This window comes from Halomonas sp. CnH100-B (assembly GCF_024124605.1).
GTDB lineage: Bacteria > Pseudomonadota > Gammaproteobacteria > Pseudomonadales > Halomonadaceae > Vreelandella.
On the sequence record NZ_JAMXRX010000003.1, the window covers coordinates 147,024 to 170,799 of the forward strand.

The window sequence follows — 23,776 nt, forward strand, 5'->3', positions numbered from 1 at the left end:
GGTCCCACACGCAAAGGGTTGAGCTATATCAAGCAACGGCGCAATAGCCGTCCTTGTGTTCAATGCCCGGTGGGAAAGAGAAGTGCCCAGAGCTGCCACAGGGCAAAGCCGATAATGGTCAGTGCGGCGAGGCTACGCGTGGCGGGATGGCGGATGAGCTGACTTAGCTGGCGCGCCGCAAGGCCCGTGGCCAGCAGTGCGGGCAGGGTGCCCATGCCAAAGGCACCCATCAATAACGCCCCTTGTAGCGGGTCGGCAATGGCCAAGCTCCAGGCGAGCATCGAGTACACCAGCCCGCAAGGCAGCCAGCCCCACAGGGCACCTAGCGCAAAAGCTTGCGGCAGGTGAACCACGGGCATCAAACGTCGCCCAACGGGTTCGATGAAGCGCCATAGCCTGCGCCCCACGGCTTCGACTTTCAATAGCCCTTTCCACCAGTTGGCGATGTACAGTGCCATTAGGATCAGCATGACTGCGGCGATAATCTGCAGAGCGATACGCGCCTGTGAAGAGAGCGACACCAAGGTGCCGAGCGCGGCTACCAAGGCTCCTGCCGTCATATAGCTCAGGATACGGCCCGAGTTATAGCTGAGCAGTAATCCCCCCATGCGCGCCGGGTGGCGCATGCTGGGCGGCACGGCGAAGGTCAGGGCACTCATAATGCCGCCGCACATGCCAATGCAGTGAGCCCCGCCCATCAGGCCAAACACGAACGCCGCCATGAGCGGCGGCAGATCCAGTCCCGTGGGGTTCATGGCGGTGGCTCGCGATCGCGGGGTGGCTTGGCGGCTTGTTTGCGTTCGGCGCGCTGCTCGGGGGTAAAGTCGTTCTCATCGTCATCGAACAGGATGCGGTGGGCGGGGCCTTCTAAGTCGTCGAACTGATCATTCTTCACCGCCCAGAAGAACGCCCACACCGCCAGCCCTAACAGAATCAGTGACAGCGGAATCAGTAGATAGAGAATGGTCATACGGTCACCGGTGTGGCTGGGGCTATCTGAGGAGCGGGGGAGGTACGCCAGCGCGTGAGGCGTAACGCATTGCCCACCACGACCAGCGAACTTAGCGACATGCCAATCGCCGCCAACCACGGCGGGACTAGCCCCATCGCAGCCAGGGGCAGCGCGGAGAAGTTGTAGCACACTGACCAGATCATGTTCTGGCGCATGATGCGTCGCGTGGCGCTGGCGATTTCAATGGCCTCGAAAATACGCATTAAGCGTGGGCTGAGCAAGACCGCGTCGGCCCGAGTGCGTGCCAAGTCGGTGGCTCCGTTCATGGCAATGGCCACATCAGCACCGGCGAGCACCGGTACATCGTTGATGCCGTCACCAATCATCACCACGCATTCGCCCTGTGCCTGCAGCTCACGCAGCCGTTCGAGCTTGCCTTCCGGTGACTTGCCTGCGTGCCACGTCGCAATATTGAGCTGCTCGGCTAAGCTCTCTACGGCTTCCTGTGTATCGCCTGACAGTAACTCAACGTTAAGCCCCTTCGCCTGCAGGGCGGCTACAGTTTGCGCCGCGTCTTCACGGATACCGTCGTGGAGCTTAAACCAGGCCCGCGGAGCGTCATCTTCACTGAGCAGCAGCCACTGGCCGTTGCTGGGCGGCGTGAGTGATTTCGTCGTCGCAAAATCGGGCTTGCCCAAGCGCCACGTAGCACCGTTGAGCACGCCTTCTAGTCCGCTTCCCGTCACGCTTTTGACTTGGCGCGCCTGCAACGTGGCGTCCCGAAACGGGCGAAATGCGCGGGCGATGGGGTGCTCGGAGTGAGCTTCCAGCGCGGCGGCAATGGCCCGCAGCTGTTCACTGCTCTGCGCTGTTAACGAGCAGGTTTGGGTGAGCTGCATCTCGCCGCGGGTCAGTGTGCCGGTCTTATCAAAAATCACCCGCGTGACGTTAGAGAGCGACTCGATGGCATCGGCACGGGTGATCAACACGCCGCGCTGGCGCAGTTGCCCGTGTCCTGCGGTGAGTGCCGTCGGGGTGGCGAGTGCCAGCGCGCATGGGCAGGTGACTACCAGGACGGAGAGTAGCACCCAGAGCATGCGGGAAGGGTCGATAAACCACCACGCCACGGTCACGCAAGCGGTGACCACCAGCAGGCGCAGTACAAACAGGTGGGCCATGCGCGCCGCCATTTGCGCCAAGCGCGGGCGGCTGGCAAAGGCGCGGTCGGTTAAATCGACGATGCCCGCCACGCGTGCATGGTGGCCTGCATGAGTCACCCGCACCGTGAGCGGGTTTTCCATGTTTTGGCTGCCACCTACTACCTGTTCGCCCACTCGGCGGGTGACGGGCAGGTACTCGCCGGTCAGCATCGACTCGTCCAGGCTAGACTCGCCATCTTCGATAATACCGTCGGCGGGGACGCCGTGGCCGGGCTTGATGAGCACGCGGTCGCCGGCGGCAAGCTCGCTAGCGGGCAGAATGCGTTCGCTGCCGTCAGCTTCCAGCCGTGTAGCAGAGACCGGCAGCACGCCACTTAAGGCATTACCGCTATGGCCGCTGCGTCGCCTGGCGCGCCCTTCTACGTAGCGGCCAAACAGTAGGAAGAAGGTAAACATGGCGACCGAGTCAAAATAGACCTCGCCCACGTTAAATAGCACCGCGTAGCTGCTGGCGAAATACGCGCCACCAATGGCGAGTGAAACAGGCACATCCATCCCTAGTACGCCGGTTTTGAGATCGCGCAGGGCGTTACGGAAGAAGGGCAGCGCCGAAAAGAACACCACCGGCGTGGCCAGCGCGAACGAGAGCCAATGAAACAGCGCAAAGAAGTCCTCACTGAGTTCCCCAGGCCCCGAGACGTAAATGGGGATGGAGAACATCATGACCTGCATCATTCCCACCGCCGCCACGATCAAGCGGCGCACGTTCATGCGCTCTTCATGCTGCAAGCGCATTTGGGCGTGGTCCGGCTCGTAGGGCTGCGCATCGTAGCCAATAGCGGCGAGCTCGGCGAAGAGCTGGGAGAGCTTGATGACGTTAGGGTCCCAAGCGACGCGTAGGCGGTGATGGGTCAGGTTGACTGCGCTGGAGACAACGCCTTCAAGCGCGTTCAAGCGGTGCTCGATGAGCCACGCGCAGGCGGCACAGGTAATCCCTTCTACGGCCAGCGTTGCCCTGACGTGGCCCTCATCGCCGTCTGGGTGAACGAACTGCGCCTGCAGCCCTGGATCGTCGAACACCGACCAGGTCTCCGCTTTGGCGGCTTGACGTTCGTCGGGGCGCTCGGGCAGTTCGGTGCGATAGCGGTAGTAGCTCTCTAACCCGCCGTCGACGATGGCGTGTGCCACGGCTTCACAGCCGGGGCAACACAATGAATGGGGCGTGTCGTCCACCACGATTTGCCACGGTGCGCCGTCGGGCACCGGGCTGCCGCAGTGGTAGCAGCTTAGCGCGTTCGTGCTCATTCGCTTTCTGAGCGCCCTCCGGGCAGTAGAGCAACGCTCTCTTCATTCGGGAAGCGGGCTTCGCCGATCAGCCGCCAATCGGCGTCATCACCTTGCTCGGGCTGAATTTGAAGGTACCAGCGGTAGCGCAGATTATCCGGCCCTTGGGTGATGTAGCGGCCTTCCCGGACGTGCTCCAGTACGAAGGATTGGTCTCGGTCATCTTCGGTGGGGAAGATGAGGTCCAGATAGAGTTTGTCCGGGCGAACATCGCCTGCAAGGTCGATGACGATATCACTCGTCAGCGGGTCGATGCGAAGGTCGGCGCTCAAATTGAGTTCACGCGCGCGCTCCTGCTTCGCCAGCACCATGTTGATGGCTTTGCCGTGCTCGTAGTAATCCTCTTGAACCACCATGCCGTCGTAGCTTTTGATCGACATGACCGCAAAGCCAATGCTGAACAGAATGGACGAAAACAGTAGCCCGAGCAGGAACCACGGCCAGAACTGTTTGTACCAAGGCGGAATCGGGGTGTCGGACATGACGCGTTTATCTCCTAATATCACTCAAGAACCGCGCTTCGCGGGTCTGACGAATCTGCTCGTCTTGCTGCGCCTGCAGCGTGAAGGTGATGGCGTGGCTGGGTTCGCTCAAGGTCTCAGGGTCCGCCAGCACGGTGATCACCTGAATGCGCGACTCACCGGCGGGAACGCGTAGCGCGGTGTTATCTAGCTGCAGGTTAGGCAGGCCCGCCGCGCTGATGTCATAGGTATGATCCTGGGCGTCCAAATTGCGCACGGTGAGGCTGTAGACGTTGCTTATCTGGCCATCGCGAGTGACTTGATAGAGCTGGGTACGCTCGCGTTCGGCATCGAAGGTTAGCGGTGTGCGGTCGTTCACGGCCCAGGCAAAGGTCGCCACCATCACCACCAGTGCCACGAAATAGCCGATCAAGCGCGGGCGCAGAATGTGGCTCTTTTTACCTTCCAGGGCGTTCTCGGTGGTGTAGCGAATCAGCCCTCTGGGGTAGCCCATTTTATCCATTACGCTATCGCAGGCATCGATACAGGCGGCGCAGGTAATGCATTCGTACTGCAGCCCGTCGCGGATATCGATGCCGGTCGGGCAGACCTGGACACACAGCTCGCAGTCGATACAGTCACCCAGGCCCGCTTCTCGGACCTCGGCATGGCTGAGCGATTTCTTGCGGTGGCCGCGGGGTTCGCCGCGGGCGTCGTCGTAAGAAACGATCAGCGTATCGCGATCGAACATCACCGACTGGAAGCGAGCATAGGGGCACATGTAAATGCACACCTGCTCACGCAGCCAGCCGGCGTTGAGGTAGGTAAAAACTAAAAAGAAACCTACCCAAAAATAGGACCAGCCATGGGCTTCTAGCGTGGGAAGCTCCTGTACCAGGTCACGAATCGGCGTAAAGTAGCCGACGAACGTCACGCCGGTGGCCAGGGCAATCAGCAGCCAAGCAGCGTGTTTTGCCCCCTTGCGCCAGGCTTTGTTGGCAGTCATCGGCTGATTATCCAGCTTTATGCGCTGATTGCGCGAGCCTTCGATGCGGTGCTCAAGCCAAATATATAAAAATGTCCAAACGCTCTGCGGGCAGGTGTAGCCACACCAGACACGCCCCGCAAACACGGTGATGAAAAACAGTCCAAAGGCGCAAATGATCAGCAGCCACGAGAGAAGGATGAACTCCTGCGGGTAGAACGTGGCCGAAAAAATGTGGAATTCACGGCCCGGTAGATCAAACCACACGGCAGGGCGGTCACCCCAGTTCAGCCAGGGGAGCAAAAAGAAGCCCATCATTAGCGCCCAGTTCGCGCTGCGTCGTACCTTTTGAAACAGCCCTTTGATCTCCCGCACGTAGATATGCCGCCGCTTGGCGTACATCTCTTGCGTGGTGGTGTCTCCCGGCGTTTGGTGCCCAACGGTTGGCGGCGTAATATCGTGGCTAGGTATTTTTTCCATGGCGGTGATCGCAGCTCAATAGGCAGGAGTGGACGATAGCCTGGCTCACGCAACCTTCATTGGTGAAGGAGATCGCGTCGCTGTATGTCGAATCGCTATACACACATTGCTAAACAATAGTGTAACGGATAGCCGGGTGGCTGAGCGGATGCTGGATGTAGAAAGGGTGCGGTATGTAACCGCACCCCTTCGTACACGCTGGCGTTAAAACGCCTATCAACGGGGTTAGTCGTTGAAACGTAGGCTGTACACGTAAGCGGCCACGAGGTGAACGCGCTCTTCACCGATGTACGCAGCCTGGGCAGGCATGTGGCCGTTACGACCGTTACGCAGCGTTTGGCGAATGGAGTCGTCCACGCTCTGGCCGGGTGCCAGATAGAGCCACACGTCGTCGGTCAGGTTCGGCGCACCAAGAGCGGTGTTCCCCGTGCCGCTGGGCGTGTGACACGCCGCACAGGCAGCCAGGAAGGTGCTTTCACCGCTGGCAGCACGCTCGGCGTCATGCTCTTCGCCGGAGAGCGACAGCACGTACTGAGTCAGGTTTTCGATATTGTTCTCACCGAGCTGCTGCCAGGACGGCATCAGACCGTTACGGCCATTGTTCAGCGTGGTCAGAATGTTTTCGGGTTCGCCCCCGTAGAGCCAGTCGTCGTCGGTCAGGTTGGGGAAGCCGTAGCCGCCCTGGGCATTCGAGCCATGACATACGGCGCAGTTGTTCAAGAAGATACGCTCTGCCACCTGCATGGCTTCGGCATCCTGCGCGAGGTCTGGAATCGGCACTTCCTGGTACTGGGCAAAGATCGGCGTGAAGCGGTCTTCCGCGTCGGCCACTTCCTCTTCCCACTGGCTCTCCTGAGACCAGCCCAGGATGCCGGCGTAGTTACCCAGACCTGGGTAGAGCACCAAGTAGCCGAGGGCAAACACCACGGTAAGGATGAAGAGCTTGAACCACCACTGCGGCAGCGGATTGTCATACTCTTCGATACCATCCGCCGCGTGGCCAGTGGTCTCGACATTGCCATCGGCATCGGGCGTTTTATCGGTGCGGCGGTTGGCTAACAAAATCCAAACGCTCAGCGCGATCGTGCCCAGTGTGATGACGATAATCCAGGCGCTCCAGAAGCTGGATAGGGAGTCACCCCATAAATTATTCATCTATTCTTATCTCCCCTGTCGTGGCGGGAATCCGCTTCGTCTTCGGTCGAAGCATGCTTATCACGGGTCGGCTGCTCATCATCGTCGGCGAAGGGCAGGTTGGCCGCTTCGTCAAAATCTGGTTTGCGTCGCTTCGAGTAGGCCCAGAAAAAGATGCCAATGAAAGCGAAGATCAAAATCAGCGTGATCAGGCCGCGGAAAGTTCCCGTATCCATAACTTAACGTGTGCCCTCGAGCACGGTTCCTAGCTGTTGCAAGTAGGCGACCAGGGCAGTGATTTCCTGGGTGCCGCGTACGTCAGCGGTCGCGTTGGCGATGTCCTCATCGGTGTAGGGCACGCCGAGCTGACGCAGGGTGCGCATTTTATCCGGTGTGGCTTCGCCGTCGAGGGTACGCTCAAACAGCCAGGGGTAGGCTGGCATGATCGATTCCGGCACGACATCGCGCGGGTTGTACAGGTGGGCACGGTGCCAATCATCGCTGTAGCGGCCGCCTACACGCGCCAGGTCAGGCCCGGTACGCTTGGAACCCCACAGGAAGTTGTGCTCGTATACCTGTTCGCCCGCTACGTTGTAGTGGCCATAGCGCTCGGTTTCTGCACGGAAGGGGCGCACCATCTGCGAGTGACAGCCAACGCAGCCTTCACGGCGATAGATATCGCGGCCTTCCAGTTCGAGCGCAGTCAAGGGGCGAAGCCCTTCGACCGGCTCGGTGGTCTGCTTTTGAAAGAACAGCGGAACGACTTCGGCCAAACCGGCAAAGCTGATCACAACCAGGATCAACACGGCGAGTAGGCCAACGTTCTTTTCGACAATCTCGTGTTTCATTGGTCTTAACTTCCCCGGTTTAAGCGGCTTGCGGCGCAGTGAGGCCAATGGCTTCGCGGCGCTTCACGGTCATGTACACGTTGAAGGCCATCAGGAGCATGCCGGTTACCCAGAAGAGGCCGCCCACCATGCGCACGAAGTAGCCGGGGCCACTGGCTTCAACCGATTCCACGAAGGTGTACATCAGCGTGCCGTCAGCATTGATGGCGCGCCACATCAAGCCTTGCATGATGCCGTTGACCCACATCGCTGCGATGTACAGCACCGTGCCGATAGTCGCCAGCCAGAAGTGCACGGCGATCAGATTAACGGAGTACATTTCGGTACGACCAAAGACGCGTGGAATCAGGTGGTACATGGAGCCGATAGTAATCATCGCGACCCAGCCAAGCGCACCTGAGTGAACGTGACCAATGGTCCAGTCGGTGTAGTGGGAAAGCGCGTTGACGGTCTTGATCGCCATCATCGGACCTTCGAAGGTCGACATGCCGTAGAACGACAGGGCAACCACCAAGAAGCGCAGGGTTGGGTCGGTGCGCAGCTTATGCCAAGCGCCTGACAAGGTCATCATGCCGTTGATCATGCCACCCCAAGACGGTGCCAGCAGAATGATCGACATGATCATACCCAGCGACTGCGCCCAGTTGGGCAGCGCGGTGTAGTGCAGGTGGTGCGGGCCTGCCCACATGTAGATCATGATCAGCGCCCAGAAGTGGACGATAGACAAGCGATAAGAGTAGATCGGACGCTCAGCCTGCTTCGGCACGAAGTAGTACATCATGCCCAGGAAACCCGCCGTCAGGAAGAAGCCCACCGCGTTGTGGCCATACCACCACTGCACCATGGCATCGACGGCACCTGCATAAATGGAGGTGGAGTACATGGGCGTGACGGGAATCGCGGCGTTGTTCACGATGTGCAGAACGCCAACAGTCAGAATGAACGCAGCAAAGAACCAGTTCGCCACATAGATGTGCGACGTGTTGCGTTTCTTAATTGTCATCAAGAACACGATCGCATAGCTGATCCACACTACCGCCAGTAGGATGTTGATCGGCCATTCGAGCTCTGCGTACTCTTTGGTCGTGGTGTAGCCCAGCGGCAGGGAAACCACCGCCGACAGGATCACCGCTTGCCACCCCCAAAAGGTGAACGCTGCGAGCTTGTCAGAGAACAGGCGTGTCTGACAGGTACGCTGAACGACGTAATACGACGTCGCAAAGAGCGCTGAGCCACCGAAGGCGAAGATAACGGCGTTAGTGTGTAACGGACGAAGACGCCCGAAGCTCGTCCAAGGTAGGCCGAGGTTCAGTTGCGGCCAGACCAACTGGGAGGCAAGGATAACGCCAAGCGTCATACCTACGATGCCCCACACAACGGTCATAATCGCGAACTGCCGAACTACCTTGTAGTTGTAGGTCGGGTGTTCCAATGCTGTGCTCATTTCATGTTCCCATCGAACGCGGTTAGGGGGTAACCCGTGGCATTTTGCAATCGCACGTTGCCATCGCATTGTGCACGGGTGCGGCCACCCGCTTGATGATGCAGGTCAAGATCCGGCCTAGATTCTATCGCAGCCGCGCCCTAAGCTGAACACGCCAATGGATGTAACGCTGAATTATTAGGAGGGCTAAGTGTCCTATTACGCTGGCCATGGTTTCGTGACCATCACCCCACAGGCGCTGCGTGAACGGCTCGCCAGCCCCGCTGTTCAGCGGTTTCTCGTGGAAGGGATGGGGCCGGTGAGCGTCTCCGGCACCCCCGAGCAGGGGCGAATTCTGCTAGCCCATGGTGCTGGGGCCGGTCACCTGTCAGATTTTATGCGGCAATTTGCCGCGACGCTGGCCCATCAGGGGCTCCAAGTTTGGGCGATCGATTTCCCCTACATGCAGCAGATGAGCGAGCAGGCAAAGCGCCGTCCGCCTCCGCCCGTAACGAAAACGCTGGAGCACTTCGTCGCTTGGTATGATCTGGTCGTGTCCATCAGTGGTTCGCCTTTATGGGTGGGAGGAAAATCCATGGGCGGGCGTGTGGCATCGCTGTTTGCCAGTCAGCACCCCTGCGCAGGCGTCGTTGCAGCAGGCTATCCGTTTCACCCACCCAAAAAGCCCGACTCTCTTCGCACCGATCATTTTCCTGACATCGCTACGCCTATGCTGATTCTGCAAGGGGAGCGTGATCCGTTTGGCACGCGTGAAGAGGTGGCCGCCTATGATTTACCAGACGCTCTTCACATTCATTGGCTAACCGATGGCGACCATGACTTTAAGCCGCGGCGACGTTCTGGTGTCAATCAGCAGGTTTTGATTGACGAAGCAGCCATAGTTGCGGCATCCTTCGTCCGCGCTCAGTAAGCGGTTGCCGCGAGAACGTGCAGTACGCTGGTTTAAATCAAAAATTTAAACGCAACGTGTTGACATTCAAACAGGCTTCTGTAGAATGCAGCGCCACGTGACCAGCGGGTGGTTAGCTCAGTTGGGAGAGCACCAGCCTTACAAGCTGGGGGTCACTGGTTCGAACCCAGTACCACCCACCATTTATTTGGTTCCCTGGAAACGTAACGCAGTTAAGTGATGCATTTGTGGACCGGTAGTTCAGTCGGTTAGAATGCCGGCCTGTCACGCCGGAGGTCGCGAGTTCGAGTCTCGTCCGGTCCGCCATCATCATCTTAGTCTGCAATTAGTTATCGCTATTCGGACCGGTAGTTCAGTCGGTTAGAATGCCGGCCTGTCACGCCGGAGGTCGCGAGTTCGAGTCTCGTCCGGTCCGCCACGATAACTTGAGAAGTAGCAATATTGATAAGCAATAAGCTATCAATACCCCGGGTGGTTAGCTCAGTTGGGAGAGCACCAGCCTTACAAGCTGGGGGTCACTGGTTCGAACCCAGTACCACCCACCATTTAAGCCAATGTTTTAGCGCCTCTGAACCGCTTTAATAAATGATTTAAATGGTTAGTGTGTCTTAAAGTGGACCGGTAGTTCAGTCGGTTAGAATGCCGGCCTGTCACGCCGGAGGTCGCGAGTTCGAGTCTCGTCCGGTCCGCCATTAAGCACCCATCGGCAGTCATATTGATAAAGCCGAACAAATTCTAAAAAGCTCGAATCATAGATTCGGGCTTTTTTTATTGCGCGTACATAACACGCTAACAAGCAGCGTGCAGTCAATGCGCTGCACGCTGCTGTTACTTACTTCTGTTACTGACTAGGTAAGCGTTAGGCGATCGCGCTGACGCCTGCTTTGGCAATTTGCACGTCTTGATCTGGCTTAACGCCAGAGATGCCAACAGCGCCGACGACTTGGCCATTCACGATGATCGGCACGCCGCCAGACAGCAGGCCCTGTAGCGGCGCAGAGACAAACGCCGTGCGGCCACCGTTAATCATCTCTTCAAACACTTGGGTCTCTTTACGTCCCAGAGCCGCGCTACGCGCTTTTTGGGTAGCGACATCGGCGCTGAACGGGGCAGCACCGTCTAAACGGCGCAGTGCCAGCAGGTGGCCGCCATCGTCGGTGACAGCAATGGTGACCGGCCAGCTATTGGCGTCAGCTTCTTTCTGTGCAGCGTCGAGGACTTGGATAACGTCGGCTTGGCCTAAAACAGCTTTGGTTTGCATCAAAGGATCCTTTTTATCATAGGGATGAAAGCGCTGCGCCCAACCGTTAATACGTTGTGAAAGCGCAGCGAGTGTAAAGGGTTATACCAGGGCAGCGTCCACGACTTCTACCCAGTGGCGTACCGGCGTACGGTTGGCGCTGGCGAGATGGGTCTGACAGCCGATGTTGGCGGTCACAATCACCTCAGGGTTGCCTGCCTCTAGCGCATTCAGCTTGTTATCGCGCAGCTGAGTGGCGAGCTCTGGCTGTGTGACCGAGTAGGTGCCTGCCGAGCCGCAGCACAGGTGGGCATCTTTCACGGGCGTTAGTGCAAAGCCGAGTTTGCTAAGCACGCCTTCCACGGCGCCGTTGAGTTTCTGGGCGTGCTGCAGCGTGCAGGGGCAGTGGAACGCTAAGCGCTGGTGCTCTTTAAGCTGCAGCGCTTCAAGCGGCTCGTCGCGCAGTATTTCGACGATATCCTTTGCCAGTGCGCTGACTTTTTTGGCCTTTTCAGCGTAGGCGGGGTCGTCCTTGAGCATGTCGGCATACTCTTTGACGAACGCGCCGCAGCCGCTGGCGGTTTGTACGATGGCTTCCGCGCCCTGCTCGATTTGCGGCCACCAGGCATCGATATTGGCGCGCATCCGCTCGCGGCCCGCCTCTTGGGCATTGAGGTGAAAGTCGATAGCACCACAGCAGCCAGCTTCACTAATCGGTGTGACGCTAATGCCCAAACGATCGAGCAGGCGTGCCGTGGCTGCGTTGGTGTTGGGCGACAGGCCCGGCTGCACGCAGCCTTCTAGAATCAATACCTTGCGGGCATGGCGCTGGCTGTCGGGTCGCTGGCCTGCATCGACCGGTGCGGGCGGCATTTTGCTACGCAGCTTGCCGGGCACTAGAGGCTTGAAGGTTTGCCCCAGGGCCAGCAGCGCTTTGAAGCGTTTCGGGTCGACCAGCATTTTGCGCAGCGCATAGCGCTGAGCCCGTTCTGCCGCCGGGCGCGGCACACGACGGTCTATTTCCGCACGGCCAATATCCAGCAGCTTGTGATACTCCACGCCGGAGGGGCAGGTGGTTTCACAGTTGCGGCAGGTTAGGCAGCGGTCTAGGTGCAGGCGAGTCTCTTCGGTGACTTGGTCATCGTCATCGCGGCTCTCCAGCAGCTCCTTCATCAAGTAGATGCGCCCGCGTGGCCCGTCTCGCTCATCGCCCAGCAACTGGTAAGTGGGGCAGGTGGCGTTACAAAAGCCGCAGTGCACACAGGTACGCAGAATGCGCTCGGCTTCCTGAATATGCGGTTTTTGGCGGTCGGCATCGGTAAAGTGCGTCTGCATGTCAGCTCTCCTGATTAAAATGCCGCATAAAGACGACCAGGGTTGAAAATGCCGTGGGCATCCAGCTCGGCCTTCAGGTTGCGGTGGTACTTCTCGACCACAGCATTCAGCGGAGTAAACGGTGACTCCGCGCCCCCTTGGGCATGCGGGGTGTAGCAGGTCGCGTGGCCACCGGCCTTCTGGCATTCATCGCGCAGCGTGTCTGCGGGTAGTGCGGTTTTCACCCAGCGCTGGCTGCCGCCCCAATCATAGAAGATATCGCTTTCATCAACGGCGAGCTTTAGCGCTGGGGTATGGGGCGGTAGCGAGAGGCGCCACAGTGCTTGCCCTTCGTTGAGGCTGAAAAAGCCATGCTGCTGGTCACGAAGCTGTTGCCAGAAATCCGCAGACAGCGCTTCACCGCCCAGGCGCTCTTTCGTGGCCTTGACGGAGCTTTCACCGCCTTCCAGCCGAATAAACAGCTCGCCCGCGTGCCATGCCGCAGCCGTGATAGGCAGCGGCTGGCGGCCAAGCTCAGAGAGCTTCGCTAAAGCATCTTGCAAGCCCATTTCAAGGCGCAGACTGTGGCTGGCGGTGGGAATAGGCAGCACCTTAAATGAGATATCGGCCAGCACGCCTAGCGTGCCCTGGGCACCGGCCATCATGCGGGACAGGTCATAGCCCGCCACGTTTTTCATCACTTCGCCGCCAAAGCGCAGCAGCTTGCCTTCTTGGGTAATCACCCGCGTGCCCAGGACAAAATCCCGTGCAGCACCTGCCCAAGGGCGGCGAGGGCCGGACATACCGGTGGCCACCGCACCGCCAATGGTGCTGGCTTCGCCAAAAATGGGCGGCTCGAAAGGCAGCATTTGATGTTTTTCTGCCAGCGCCGCGTTCAGCGCGCTCAAGCGGGTGCCTGCCCGCACCGTGACGACGAGTTCGATAGGATCGTAAGAGACGATGCCGCTGTGGGCGGCGACGTTGAGTTCCGTGCCTTCCACCGGACGACCATAAAAGGCTCGGGTATTGCCCCCCACGATGCGCAGCGGAGTACGGTCGTGGTAGGCGCTGCGAACCTGTTCGCTCAGCTCGTCGGCAATGTCTCGGTCGGCAGCGTGTATCGCTAGTTCGGTCATGGTGGTTCCTTATTGCATCAGAAGCGTGGCAGTTCCGGATGCGGTAACTCATTGTTATGCACATGCATCGCGCCAAATTCGGCACAGCGCGCCAGGGTGGGAATGTTTTTCCCTGGGTTGAGCAGCCGTTTGGGGTCGAAGGCCGCTTTCAGCGCGTGGAAGACCGTCAGCTCATCGGGCTGGAACTGGCTGCACATCTGGTTGATTTTTTCGCGCCCCACGCCATGCTCGCCGGTAATCGAGCCACCGGCGGCTACGCATAGCTCCAGGATCTTGCCACCTACGTCTTCCGCCAGGGCAAGCTGGCCCTCTTTGTTGGCATCGAACAGGATCAGCGGGTGCATATTGCCGTCACCCGCGTGGAATACGTTGGCCACGGGTAGGCCGCTCTCTTCTGAAAGTGCGGCAATGCCTTTCAACACGCGCGGCAGCTCGCGGCGGGGAATGGTGCCATCCATGCAGTAGTAGTCGGGTGACATGCGGCCTACGGCAGGGAAGGCATTCTTGCGTCCGGCCCAGAACTTGGCGCGCTCGGCTTCGTCCCGCGCCTGTTGAATGTTAGTGGCTCCGGCCTTTTCCAGTACGCGGCGCACGGTCTCGCAGTCGTCGTCCACGTCGGCTTCCACACCATCCAGCTCACAGAGCAGAATGGCTTCGGCTTCCACGGGGTAGCCTGCCTTGATGAAATCTTCGGCGGCTTTGATGGCGAGCTTATCCATCATTTCCAGGCCACCGGGGATAATGCCTGCGGCAATGATGTCGCCCACCGCGCGGCCCGCTTTTTCGATATCATCGAAGCTGGCCATCAGCACTTTGGCGGTTTCTGGCTTGGGCAGCAGCTTCACGGTGATTTCCGTGACCACCCCAAGCATGCCTTCTGAACCGTTCATCAGGGCCAAGAGATCAAAGCCGGGCGCATCCAGGGCTTCAGAACCCAGCGTCATGTGCTCGCCTTCAATGGTCAGCACATCCACCCGCATCACGTTATGCACGGTGAGGCCGTACTTCAGGCAGTGCACGCCGCCGGCATTTTCGGCGACGTTGCCGCCAATTGAGCAGGCGATTTGCGAGGAGGGGTCGGGGGCGTAGTAGAGCCCGTAAGGGGCGGCCGCCTCGGAAATGGCAAGGTTGCGCACCCCTGGTTGAACGCGGGCAATGCGCGCGTCGGGGTCAACGGTAATAATTTGGTTGAACCGCGACATGACCAGCAGCACGCCCTGCTCAAGCGGCAGTGCGCCGCCGGAAAGGCCGGTGCCTGCGCCCCGGGTCACCACGGGTACGCCCAGTGCATGGCAACGCTTTAACAGGCCTTCGACCTGTTCCAGCGTTTCCGGCAAGGCCACCAACATCGGCAGCACGCGGTAAGCGGCTAAGCCATCGCACTCGAAAGGGCGTAAATCTTCTTCCCGATGCAGCAGCGTTAATGAGGGCACGGCGCCTTGCAGGTCGCTAAGCACCTCGGCTTTATCACGGCGGACAAGCTCACCATCAAGGCGCTCGTCGTAAAGGATATTCATAACGACATCCCTAAGTTTTTATCATTAAAAGTAACGGTAGCGTTGCTTCACCATGGCGCTCAATTTGAGCTTTTTTTGTGCGCCTGTCTAGGTTGTGGTGCAATGGTCTGACCAGTAATTGGTCGATAGTACGGTGATAATGGGCCTAACAGAGAGCCTGAATGACATGGTCTTACCCAACTAAGTTGGCTCGGTTGATTCAAAGGAGCGTCACATGGCGTTTAACAAAGACGATATTTCTATGGGGCGGCGCACGCCTGAGCATGTGGCGGCTCGTCTGGAAGAGTTAATACTGGAAGGTGTCTTTCGGCCTGGGCAATTGCTGCCTTCCGAGCGTCGTCTTTGTGAACGGTTAGGCGTTTCGCGCGCCTCGCTGCGAGAAGGGCTCCGCATCCTGCGCAGTAAAGCCATTATTAATACCCGCCAGGGGCACGGCTCAACCGTGGCGTCGCTGCTGCCCATGCACCAGCAAAGCCCACTGATGCATCTGTTTAACGATCATCCCCGCACGCTGTTTGATTTATTAGAAGTGCGCGCCCTGCTGGAAGGGGAATCGGCTTACCTAGCAGCGCGGCGCGGCACCTCTATGGACCGAGTGTTAATCACTCGGCGCTACCGCGAAATGGCAGACTATGCAGCCTTACCCGACGAGTTAGAAGTGGAACAGCTGGCTCGGTTAGACCATGCGTTTCACTTAGCTATTTCGCAGGCTTCCCATAACCCTGTATTGGTTCACACCTTACAAAGCCTGACCGATTTGCTGCTCAGCTCTGTGTTTGCATCGGTTAAACACCTCTATCATCGGCCTGGCCCTCGGGAAATGATTAACCAGCAGCATGCGCGGCTGCATCAGGCGGTGGTAAGCGGCGATGCCGAGCAGGCAAGGGGCATTGCGTTGGAACACCTAACCAGTATCAGTGAGTTGTTACGTGAATTGGAGGCTGAGCACGACCGTTTAGAGCGCTCTGCTATGCGTCTGGAACAGTGGCAATAGCAGGTTAAGCGGTAGCTGCGCTTAAGCTGTCATCTTCAATCACGCCTGCCAGCGTGGCCACTTCCAGCTTGTTGCACAGGTGATCGCGTAAAATCTGACCTAGTCGTTTGCTGTCACGCTCCTCAAGTGCGGCCATCATGTTTTCGTGGTCTTGAACGGCTTGGCGCCAAAACTTTTGCGTCATTTTTTTCGAATAGCGCACGCGTTTTACCCGCTGGCTGAGGTTGCTATACATCTCTTGCAAGACCTCGTTGCGGGAAGCGGCCAATATGCTTTCGTGGATCTGCTGGTTAATTTCAAAATAAGTGGCCAGATCTCGGTTGTGATAGTGCTCTAGCATGGCATCGTGCAAAGCGCGAATGGCGGCAATTTCTGAATCACTAATATGCTGACAGGCAAGCTCACCTGATAGACCCTCTAGCGCTGCCATCAAGTCATAGGTGTCCTTCACTTTTTTAAACGTTAAACGCACCACCCGCGCGCCCCGATTGGGTAGAAGCTCAATAAGCCCCTCCGTTGCCAGCACCTTGAGCGCCTCTCTGAGCGGTGTACGTGACACGCCAAACCGTTCACAAAGCTGCTTTTCTGAGATGCGCTCGCCGGGTGCCAGCTCGCCGTGCTCAATTAGTTCACCAATGCGGTCGGCGACTTCACGGTAAAGATTGCGCTGTAAGATTTTCGTCATTGCTCGGTTCCTTATTGTGTGTCCGCTTGGTATCCCCCCAAGCGACTGATGCCGCTTTGTAAACACCATTTGAACACAAAGCCATAAGGATATATTGGCGACTCTTTGTATGATCTGCAAAAGTAATTATGAATTCAATTGTGATAAGTCGAGCTATGCTAGGTAGGCGGCAGTGATCGCACTGCTCCCCATAACAATCAATAACCACTTAGGAGCCGATGTATGGCAATGAATATTTTCATGTGTAGCGTGCAGTTAAGCCGAGAAAAGGCCAGGTCCATCGTTAACGGAGCGGTTGCTCAGGCGCGGGAAGCCGGTTTGCCACCGCTTACGCTGGTCGTGCTAGACGGTGGTGGGCATGTGGTGATTGCCGAGCGCGAAGATGGGTGCGCGCCGCTACGCTTTCCCGTGGCTCAGGGGAAAGCATATGCCGCACTGGGTATGGGTATTTCCAGCGGCATTCTTGGAGAGCGCAATACCGAGCGCCCCGCGTTTCTCGCCAGCGTGGCAGCGGCATCTAACGGCCATTGTGTACCGGTAGCCGGAGGGGTGCCTATTTTAGATGCGCAGCAGTGTGTGATCGGGGCTGTGGGAGTGAGTGGGGCTTCGTCTGAAGAGGATCAGCAAGTTGCCATTGCCGGCATCAAAGCGGCTGATCTGAACTGGGGATTAGCGCCCGGCGGTGAAGAGAATTAGGTCAAACAGTAGGTCGTCCAGATAAGCAGCGTTGATGAGACGCTGCTTTTTTTTGTGACGTTTTTATAAACACGCTGTGTATCAATGGGTTGACGCAGGAAGCTGCGCTTCAATACGAAAGTTTAATACCTAATTTTGAATTTTGAATTCAAATTGAAGTGGTGAAGACCCAACAACAACAACGGTTCACTTGGAGTACCCACATGAAATTTATCAAGATAGCACTCGCGGCAGCCGCCGTTACTTTCGGACTACACGCATCCGTTGCCAGCGCGAACGTCGAGGTCAGGCTTGGCCATGTAGGCGGGCCGGGCTCGCTATTTGAAATTACCGCTAACCGATTTGCTGAGTTGGCCAATGAGCGCCTGGATGGCGTTGCCGAAGTGAATGTTTACGGAAATAGCCAGCTGGGCAGCGATGAGTCCATGATGCGTCGCCTACGCTTAGGCTCGCTGGACCTTTCGATTCCTTCAACGGTGATGAGCTCGGAAGCTGAGGAGTTCGCGCTGTTTGAAATGCCCTATCTGATCAAAGACCGCGAGCATATGAAGCGCGTACGAGATGAGGTAGTGCGTGGCCCACTCTATGAAGCGGCCCAAGCCAAGGGCTTTAATATCATTGCCGTGTGGGAAAACGGCTTCCGGCAAATCACCAATAACGTACGGCCCATTACCACCCCTGAAGATCTTGATGGCATCAAGCTACGCACCCCAAGCGGTGTCTGGCGGATAGAGATGTTCCGCAGCTACGGTGCAGCCCCTTCACCAATGTCGCTTTCTGAAGTGTTTGTGGCCCTTCAAACCGGTGCGATGGATGGGCAAGAGAACCCCCTCATTCAAACCTACTCCTCACGCTTCCACGAAGTGCAAGACTATCTTTCCATCTCCAATCACGTTTATACCCCTGCTTACTTAACCGCTGGTGCCAGTTGGAATCGCCTGCCTGAAGAGGTGCGTACCGTGCTACAGGAGGTCGCTCTTGAGCTAGAAGACTTTGCGCTTGAAGAGGGCCAGCGCCTAGATGATGAAACCTTGGTTCAGATGCGTGATGCGGGTATGGAAGTGAATGAAGTGGACTTCGATGCCTTCGTAAACGCCTCTCAGTCTATCTACGACACCTTCGCTAACGATGTTGAAGGCGGCCAAGAGATGTTGGACTCGGTTGCCGCCCTGCGCGAATAAACTCTTCATCATCGCTTAGAGGCGTGCTGGCCCATCAGGCCGCCGCCTCTATCTATAGGAGGTTTCAATGAGCGCTTATACCAAGTTCAAGAACGCCTATTTTGCGTTTCTTGAAGGCGTTGTCGTGGTGCTGGTGATTGCGTTAGCGGGGGTGGTAACCATTGGGTTTATTTCTCGCTATTTAGGCTCTCCGCTGAGTTGGTATGACGAGCTAGCGGCGGCGCTACTGGCCTGGGTGACGTACTACGGGACAGCGTTGGCCGCTGCGAAAGGAGCTCATATCACGTGCCCTAGCGTACTCAATATGTGCCCGCCCTCGATTCGTGTGCCGGTCGCGTTATTGGCTGAAGCGATCACGATTGGTTTCTTCATCTTTCTGGGGCTGGCGAGCTATCAGGTGATGCTGATTCTGGATGGCATGAACATGGTCAGTCTGCCGGCGATTTCCATGCAGGTGGTTCAGTCGGCCATTCCGATTGCATCGGTATTGTTCATCATCGCGGAGCTGCTACGGCTACCCGACATTCTAAGAAGTGCCCGCGGCAAAGGCTTTATCGACCATGAGTTGGAAGAGGCCGGTATTGATGCCGATGACATTGAAGCCGTTAGCACACAGCCGCGAGGATAAGTAACCACCATGATTATTCTCTATATCTTTATTGCACTGATTGCGTTGATTCTGATCAATGTGCCCGTCGCAGTCGCGTTGGCCCTCGTGGGCACCATCGCCACCTTTATTACCTACGGCAGCATGGCCATGCCCACCGTAGGGATGACCATGTTTGAAGGGGCCACCAACTTCCCGCTGATTGCCATCCCGCTGTTTATTCTGGCGGGCGCGATTATGAACGCCTCCAGCATTTCCCGGCGCTTGATCGACCTTGCCATGGCGATGGTGGGATTCATTAAAGGCGGTCTGTCGATGGTCACCATTGGCGCATCGGTGTTCTTTGCGGAAATTTCAGGGTCATCGGTGGCTGGGGTCTCTGCCATTGGCAGTATTTTGATTCCCGCGATGCGTAAAAAGGGCTACTCAAAAGAGTTTGCCGCTTCGATTTCGTCATCTGCCGCCAGCTTGGCGATCATTTTGCCGCCCTCTATCCCGATGATTTTGTACGCGGTAATGTCGGGCGAGTCTGTGGTTCAGATGTTTGTGGCGGGTATTTTTCCAGGGCTTTTGGGGGCGCTGGGCTTAGCGGCCATGTGCTACTACCTGGCGCGTAAATATAGCTTCCCTTCGGAAGGTCGGTTTCGTCTCTCTCAACTGTGGACGGCATTAAAAGAGGCCGTATGGGCCCTGTTAATTCCGGTCATTATTTTGGGTGGCATTTTTGGTGGCTTCGTTACGGCAACGGAAGGGGCTGCGTTGGCTGTCTGTGTTGCCATCTTTATCAGCGCCGTCGTATATCGTGAATTTACCATCAAAAACTTCATCGACTCCTGCAAAAGCGCGGGTGTGCAAACCGCCGTTGTCATGCTGCTGGTGGCCGCGTCTGCCGTCGTTGGTGGCTACCTAACGGAAACTCGCATTCCTCAGGAAATCGCGCTGCAAATCAGCGAGCTGACCAATAACAAGTACGTGATCTTAGCGCTGCTGAACGTCATCTTCTTGATTCTGGGGATCTTCTTGCACTCGGCGGCGGCCATCATTTTGGTGGTGCCTATCGTTCTTCCGCTAGTGCTGGAAGTGGGTATCGACCCGCTGCACTTTGGCTTGATTGTGACGCTGAACTTAGCCATCGGCCAGCAAACACCGCCTGTAGCGAGTGTGCTCATTGCCTCTTGCTCTATTGCGAAGTCCGATATCTGGGCAACGTCTAAAACCAATCTTTGGTTTATTGGCGTGCTGTTCACGATCCTGATGATCAACACCTATATCCCCGCCTTTGCACTGGCGCTGGTTAACTTCATCTACGGCTAAGGGACGAGCAAATGACACAGCAACCGCAAGTACCCACCACCGATAGCGTTCGGTTTGAGGTGAAAGACGGAGTGGCCTGGGTTGGCTTTAACCGCCCGCAAAGCCGTAATGCGATGACGTGGGAGATGTATAACGCGCTTGAGTACTACTGCGACACGCTGGCAGACGATGCCGATATTCATGCGCTAGTGCTCCATGGAGTGGGGGGCGAGGCCTTTGTCGCTGGCACTGATATCACCCAGTTCGCACACTTTGCCGAGCCGGAGGATGCCATTGGCTATGAGCGTCGCATCGATCGCGTAGTGGGGAAGCTAGAAACCTTCCCCAAACCCACGCTGGCGCTGATTGAAGGAGCCTGTGTCGGCGGCGGCGCGGCGCTAGCGCTGGTATGCGATTTTCGTTACGCCACTGACTCGATGAAGTTTGGTGTGCCTATTGCCAAAACGTTGGGCAATACGCTCTCCATTACTAACGTGTCTCGGCTCGTCGATATGGTGGGCATTCCTCGCACAAAAGAAGTGCTCATGCAGGCACGGCTTATCACCACTGAAGAGGCGTTGAGTGTGGGGTTAGTGAATCAGCGCTTTGACTCAACAACGATCTATTCAGACGTTGCCCAGATTGCTGCTGAGTTTGCTAAGCGCGCGCCGCTTACCCTTCAGGCGAGTAAGGCGCTGATCAATCGTGTTCAAGCCGAGCGGCGGCTCTCCCCAGACGCTAGCGATGATTGGGTGGCCACTTGCTACATGAGCCAGGACTTTTCGGCAGCCGTGAACAAGTTTGTCAATAAAACGCCGTTTGAGTGGCGCGGCCAGTAGCGTTGTTGACGCTCCACGTCGCTGCTTACCACAGGCTTAAGGAGGAAAGCGCATGCTTCCTTTACAAAATATAAAAGTACTTGATGTGTCTCAAATTATGGCAGGCCCCTACTGCACGATGGTGCTGGCGGATATGGGGGCTGAGGTCATCAAAGTTGAGAAGCTCAACGGCGGTGATGATAGCCGCCAAATGGGGCCTTATGTGAATGGCGAGTCGACCTGCTTTTCACAAATCAATCGCAACAAGAAAAGCATCTCGTTGAACCTGAAAGATGAGCGCGCCCGCCAAATTTTCTATCGGCTGGCAGCCGACGCGGATGTGATTGTCGAGAACTATCGCCCCGGAGTTACCAAGTCGCTATCGATCGATTACGACACGATCAAAGAGATCAACCCAGGCATCGTTTACTGCTCCATTTCTGGTTACGGGCAAACGGGTCCCTATAGCCATAAAGGTGGGTTCGACTTAGTGGCGCAAGGCATGACCGGCCTGATGTCGATGACCGGTGAGGAAGGACGGCGCCCACTGAAAACGGGTATTGCGGTTTACGACATCGGCGGTGGGATTACGGCGGTTTACTCTATTTTGGCGGCCCATATTCACAAGATGAAGACGGGAGAGGGCCAGCACATCGACATCGCCATTACCGAGTGTGGCTTGCCCTGGTTTACCTGGGAGGCTGCGGCTTACTTCTCTGAAGGCACGGTACCTGGCCCCACTGGCTGGCGTCACCGGGTGTCTGCGCCTTATCAAGCGGTGAAAGCCAAAGATGGCTATTTGATGCTGGGCTGCGCCAACCAGCGAACTTGGGAACGGTTTTGCGGTGATGTGTTAAAGCACGCTTCGCTGATGGAGGACCCGCGCTTTTTGACCAACCATGACCGCGGCCAACATGTGGATGAGCTGGAATCGCTGCTGGAAGAACTAATGGCTCACCAGACCGTCGATGAGTGGCTGGCGCTGTGTGATACCGCAGGCGTACCTGCAGGGCCTATCAATGATTTCGCCCAAGCCATGCAGGATGAGCACTATCTGGCCCGAGGTATGGTGGAAGAGATGGACCACCCTGTCATCGGCAAAATGAAAACCATTGGTTTCCCCAGCAAGTTCTCGCGCACGCCTGCGCAGATTCGCTCTTCTGCACCACTTTTTGCTCAGCATACCGATGAAGTGCTTGAGCAATTAGGCCTATCGGGTGAAGAGCGTGACACGCTGCGCGCTGAAGGGTGCATTAAGTAGTTTTTTAAACGGCTTGTTTGCATTCATTATCCAATTTAACGCTGTGCTATTTCGCGACAACCGCATCCACAACAACAATAGGAAGCGACACTATGTTAAAACTCGATTTTCACCCCTCCGGCCGACATTTCTTGCAGATTCCTGGCCCTTCTCCGGTGCCGGACCGCATCCTACGGGCCATGAGTCTGCCGACGATTGATCACCGTGGGCCAGAGTTTGGCGCGCTTGGGCGCGAGCTGCTCGAAAAAACCAAAAAGGTGTTCAAGACTGAACACCCGGTGGTGATTTACCCAGCCTCTGGCACGGGCGCTTGGGAAGCGGCGCTGGCCAACACCATGTCGCCTGGCGACCGGGTGCTGATGTTTGAGACGGGCCACTTTGCCACGCTGTGGCACAAGATGGCGCTGCGCCTTGACCTGACGCCCGAATTTATTGGCCTGCCGGGATATGAAGGCTGGCGCCAAGGGGTGCAGGCCGAGATGATCAAAGAGCGGCTAAAAGACGACCCCGAGCACGAGATTAAAGCGGTGTGCGTGGTGCACAACGAAACCTCCACAGGGGTAACCAGTGATATCGCCGCAGTACGCCGAGCAATCGATGAGGCCAAGCACCCTGCCTTATTGATTGTGGATACCATTTCCGGGCTTGCCAGTGCCGATTATCGCCACGATGAGTGGGGTGTAGATGTCACGGTGTCTGGTTCTCAAAAAGGCCTGATGCTGCCACCAGGCATTAGCTTCAATGCGCTCTCTCCCAAAGCGATTGACGTGAGCAAGCAGGCCAAGCTGCCGAAGAGCTTCTGGGCCTGGGATGAAATTCTGGAAGCTAACCAAAACGGCTACTGGCCTTATACCCCCAGCACCAACTTACTTTACGGCCTTAACGAAGCGCTCGATATGCTGCTGGATGAGGGCATGCCGCAGGTGTTGGCCCGCCACCAGCGCTGGGCGGCCGGGGTGCGCGCCGCGGTTGAAGCGTGGGGCCTAGAGATTCAGTGCCAAGACCCAACGCTTTACTCCCCCGTGCTCACCGGGGTGGTAATGCCGGAAGGTGTCGATGCTGATGCGGTGCGCAAAATCATCTATGAGCGTTTTGACCTCTCGCTGGGCATGGGCCTTGGTAAGGCGAAAGGCAAAATGTTCCGCATCGGGCACTTAGGCGATTGTAACGACCTGACGTTGATTGCCACCTTAGGCGGCTGCGAAGCGGGCATGAAGATGGCTGGAGTGTCACTTCGCGGCAGCGGTGTCTTGGCAGCACTGGACTACTTTGCAGCTCATCCACTGCAAGCTTCCAGCGACCATCAAGCGCGTTAA

Annotated in this window: 23 protein-coding genes and 5 tRNA genes; 14 read left to right on the plus strand and 14 right to left on the minus strand. The window is 57.2% G+C overall.

Going from position 1 to position 23,776, the window contains the following annotated elements; translation table 11 throughout:
* Positions 1-59: 59 nt before the first annotated feature.
* The 9 genes from NH398_RS07405 to ccoN form a co-directional block, all read right to left on the minus strand.
* Positions 60-755, minus strand: a complete 696-nt coding sequence (locus NH398_RS07405; protein ID WP_253017560.1) for a sulfite exporter TauE/SafE family protein — start codon at positions 753-755, stop codon at positions 60-62.
* Entirely contained in the window at positions 752-970 is a 219-nt protein-coding gene (ccoS, locus tag NH398_RS07410; RefSeq protein WP_159343120.1) for a cbb3-type cytochrome oxidase assembly protein CcoS, read from the minus strand. Before ccoS ends, NH398_RS07405 begins: the two co-directional genes overlap by 4 nt.
* Positions 967-3,417: a heavy metal translocating P-type ATPase gene (locus NH398_RS07415; protein WP_253017562.1), complete on the minus strand. Its 2,451-nt coding sequence runs from the start codon at positions 3,415-3,417 to the stop codon at positions 967-969. Before NH398_RS07415 ends, ccoS begins: the two co-directional genes overlap by 4 nt.
* Positions 3,414-3,938 carry a FixH family protein gene (locus NH398_RS07420; protein WP_159343118.1) on the minus strand — a complete coding sequence of 175 codons (525 nt, stop codon included), beginning with the start codon at positions 3,936-3,938 and terminating at the stop codon, positions 3,414-3,416. The genes NH398_RS07415 and NH398_RS07420 overlap by 4 nt, the downstream gene beginning before the upstream one ends.
* A gap of 7 nt (positions 3,939-3,945) precedes the next feature.
* Complete coding sequence (ccoG, locus tag NH398_RS07425; RefSeq protein ID WP_253017564.1) at positions 3,946-5,382, minus strand: cytochrome c oxidase accessory protein CcoG; 1,437 nt, start codon at positions 5,380-5,382, stop codon at positions 3,946-3,948.
* Between the two features lie 225 nt (positions 5,383-5,607).
* Entirely contained in the window at positions 5,608-6,537 is a 930-nt protein-coding gene (ccoP, locus tag NH398_RS07430; RefSeq protein ID WP_159343116.1) for a cytochrome-c oxidase, cbb3-type subunit III, read from the minus strand.
* The gene (locus NH398_RS07435) at positions 6,534-6,752 is read right to left on the minus strand and encodes a cbb3-type cytochrome c oxidase subunit 3 (RefSeq protein WP_159343115.1); all 219 of its coding nucleotides are present in this window, start codon (positions 6,750-6,752) and stop codon (positions 6,534-6,536) included. The genes ccoP and NH398_RS07435 overlap by 4 nt, the downstream gene beginning before the upstream one ends.
* Positions 6,753-6,755: 3 nt before the next feature.
* On the minus strand, positions 6,756-7,364 hold the full coding sequence (ccoO, locus tag NH398_RS07440; RefSeq protein ID WP_153842519.1) for a cytochrome-c oxidase, cbb3-type subunit II: 609 nt from the start codon (positions 7,362-7,364) through the stop codon (positions 6,756-6,758).
* A gap of 19 nt (positions 7,365-7,383) precedes the next feature.
* The gene (ccoN, locus tag NH398_RS07445) at positions 7,384-8,808 is read right to left on the minus strand and encodes a cytochrome-c oxidase, cbb3-type subunit I (protein ID WP_253017566.1); all 1,425 of its coding nucleotides are present in this window, start codon (positions 8,806-8,808) and stop codon (positions 7,384-7,386) included.
* A gap of 190 nt (positions 8,809-8,998) precedes the next feature.
* On the opposite strand from ccoN, the gene NH398_RS07450 reads away from it, so the two are divergent.
* The 6 genes from NH398_RS07450 (at position 8,999) to NH398_RS07475 (ending at position 10,410) form a co-directional block, all read left to right on the plus strand.
* Complete coding sequence (locus NH398_RS07450) at positions 8,999-9,718, plus strand: alpha/beta fold hydrolase (protein WP_253017568.1); 720 nt, start codon at positions 8,999-9,001, stop codon at positions 9,716-9,718.
* Between the two features lie 106 nt (positions 9,719-9,824).
* A tRNA-Val gene (locus NH398_RS07455) sits at positions 9,825-9,900 on the plus strand.
* 47 nt (positions 9,901-9,947) lie between these two features.
* A tRNA-Asp gene (locus NH398_RS07460) sits at positions 9,948-10,024 on the plus strand.
* 35 nt (positions 10,025-10,059) lie between these two features.
* A tRNA-Asp gene (locus NH398_RS07465) sits at positions 10,060-10,136 on the plus strand.
* 51 nt (positions 10,137-10,187) lie between these two features.
* Positions 10,188-10,263: transfer RNA gene (locus tag NH398_RS07470), tRNA-Val, on the plus strand.
* Positions 10,264-10,333: 70 nt separating this feature from the next.
* A tRNA-Asp gene (locus NH398_RS07475) sits at positions 10,334-10,410 on the plus strand.
* 167 nt (positions 10,411-10,577) lie between these two features.
* Here NH398_RS07475 and NH398_RS07480 read toward each other — a convergent pair.
* The 4 genes from NH398_RS07480 to glcD form a co-directional block, all read right to left on the minus strand.
* Positions 10,578-10,979, minus strand: a complete 402-nt coding sequence (locus NH398_RS07480; RefSeq protein ID WP_253017570.1) for a heme-binding protein — start codon at positions 10,977-10,979, stop codon at positions 10,578-10,580.
* 81 nt (positions 10,980-11,060) lie between these two features.
* The gene (glcF, locus tag NH398_RS07485) at positions 11,061-12,293 is read right to left on the minus strand and encodes a glycolate oxidase subunit GlcF (RefSeq protein WP_253017572.1); all 1,233 of its coding nucleotides are present in this window, start codon (positions 12,291-12,293) and stop codon (positions 11,061-11,063) included.
* 14 nt (positions 12,294-12,307) lie between these two features.
* Entirely contained in the window at positions 12,308-13,408 is a 1,101-nt protein-coding gene (gene glcE, locus NH398_RS07490) for a glycolate oxidase subunit GlcE (RefSeq protein ID WP_159343110.1), read from the minus strand.
* Between the two features lie 17 nt (positions 13,409-13,425).
* Positions 13,426-14,925 carry a glycolate oxidase subunit GlcD gene (glcD, locus tag NH398_RS07495; RefSeq protein WP_159343109.1) on the minus strand — a complete coding sequence of 500 codons (1,500 nt, stop codon included), beginning with the start codon at positions 14,923-14,925 and terminating at the stop codon, positions 13,426-13,428.
* Between the two features lie 214 nt (positions 14,926-15,139).
* Here glcD and glcC point away from each other — a divergent pair, with 214 nt between their 5' ends.
* Positions 15,140-15,919, plus strand: a complete 780-nt coding sequence (glcC, locus tag NH398_RS07500; RefSeq protein ID WP_253017574.1) for a transcriptional regulator GlcC — start codon at positions 15,140-15,142, stop codon at positions 15,917-15,919.
* A gap of 4 nt (positions 15,920-15,923) precedes the next feature.
* On the opposite strand, the gene NH398_RS07505 is transcribed toward glcC, so the two are convergent.
* Positions 15,924-16,604 (minus strand): GntR family transcriptional regulator, encoded by a 681-nt coding sequence (locus NH398_RS07505; protein ID WP_253017576.1) that lies wholly within the window; start codon positions 16,602-16,604, stop codon positions 15,924-15,926.
* Positions 16,605-16,826: 222 nt separating this feature from the next.
* Here NH398_RS07505 and NH398_RS07510 point away from each other — a divergent pair, with 222 nt between their 5' ends.
* The 7 genes from NH398_RS07510 (at position 16,827) to NH398_RS07540 (ending at position 23,776) form a co-directional block, all read left to right on the plus strand.
* The gene (locus NH398_RS07510) at positions 16,827-17,300 is read left to right on the plus strand and encodes a heme-binding protein (protein ID WP_253017577.1); all 474 of its coding nucleotides are present in this window, start codon (positions 16,827-16,829) and stop codon (positions 17,298-17,300) included.
* A gap of 203 nt (positions 17,301-17,503) precedes the next feature.
* The gene (locus NH398_RS07515) at positions 17,504-18,481 is read left to right on the plus strand and encodes a TRAP transporter substrate-binding protein (protein ID WP_253017579.1); all 978 of its coding nucleotides are present in this window, start codon (positions 17,504-17,506) and stop codon (positions 18,479-18,481) included.
* Positions 18,482-18,548: 67 nt separating this feature from the next.
* A complete protein-coding gene (locus NH398_RS07520; protein ID WP_253017581.1) occupies positions 18,549-19,109 on the plus strand; it encodes a TRAP transporter small permease in 561 nt (186 codons plus the stop codon).
* A gap of 9 nt (positions 19,110-19,118) precedes the next feature.
* Positions 19,119-20,402 (plus strand): TRAP transporter large permease, encoded by a 1,284-nt coding sequence (locus tag NH398_RS07525; RefSeq protein ID WP_253017583.1) that lies wholly within the window; start codon positions 19,119-19,121, stop codon positions 20,400-20,402.
* An 11-nt stretch (positions 20,403-20,413) separates the two neighbouring features.
* Positions 20,414-21,220, plus strand: coding sequence for an enoyl-CoA hydratase (locus NH398_RS07530; protein ID WP_253017585.1), 807 nt, complete (start codon positions 20,414-20,416; stop codon positions 21,218-21,220).
* A 52-nt stretch (positions 21,221-21,272) separates the two neighbouring features.
* Positions 21,273-22,460, plus strand: a complete 1,188-nt coding sequence (locus NH398_RS07535; RefSeq protein ID WP_253017587.1) for a CoA transferase — start codon at positions 21,273-21,275, stop codon at positions 22,458-22,460.
* Positions 22,461-22,552: 92 nt separating this feature from the next.
* A complete protein-coding gene (locus NH398_RS07540) occupies positions 22,553-23,776 on the plus strand; it encodes an aminotransferase class V-fold PLP-dependent enzyme (RefSeq protein WP_253017589.1) in 1,224 nt (407 codons plus the stop codon).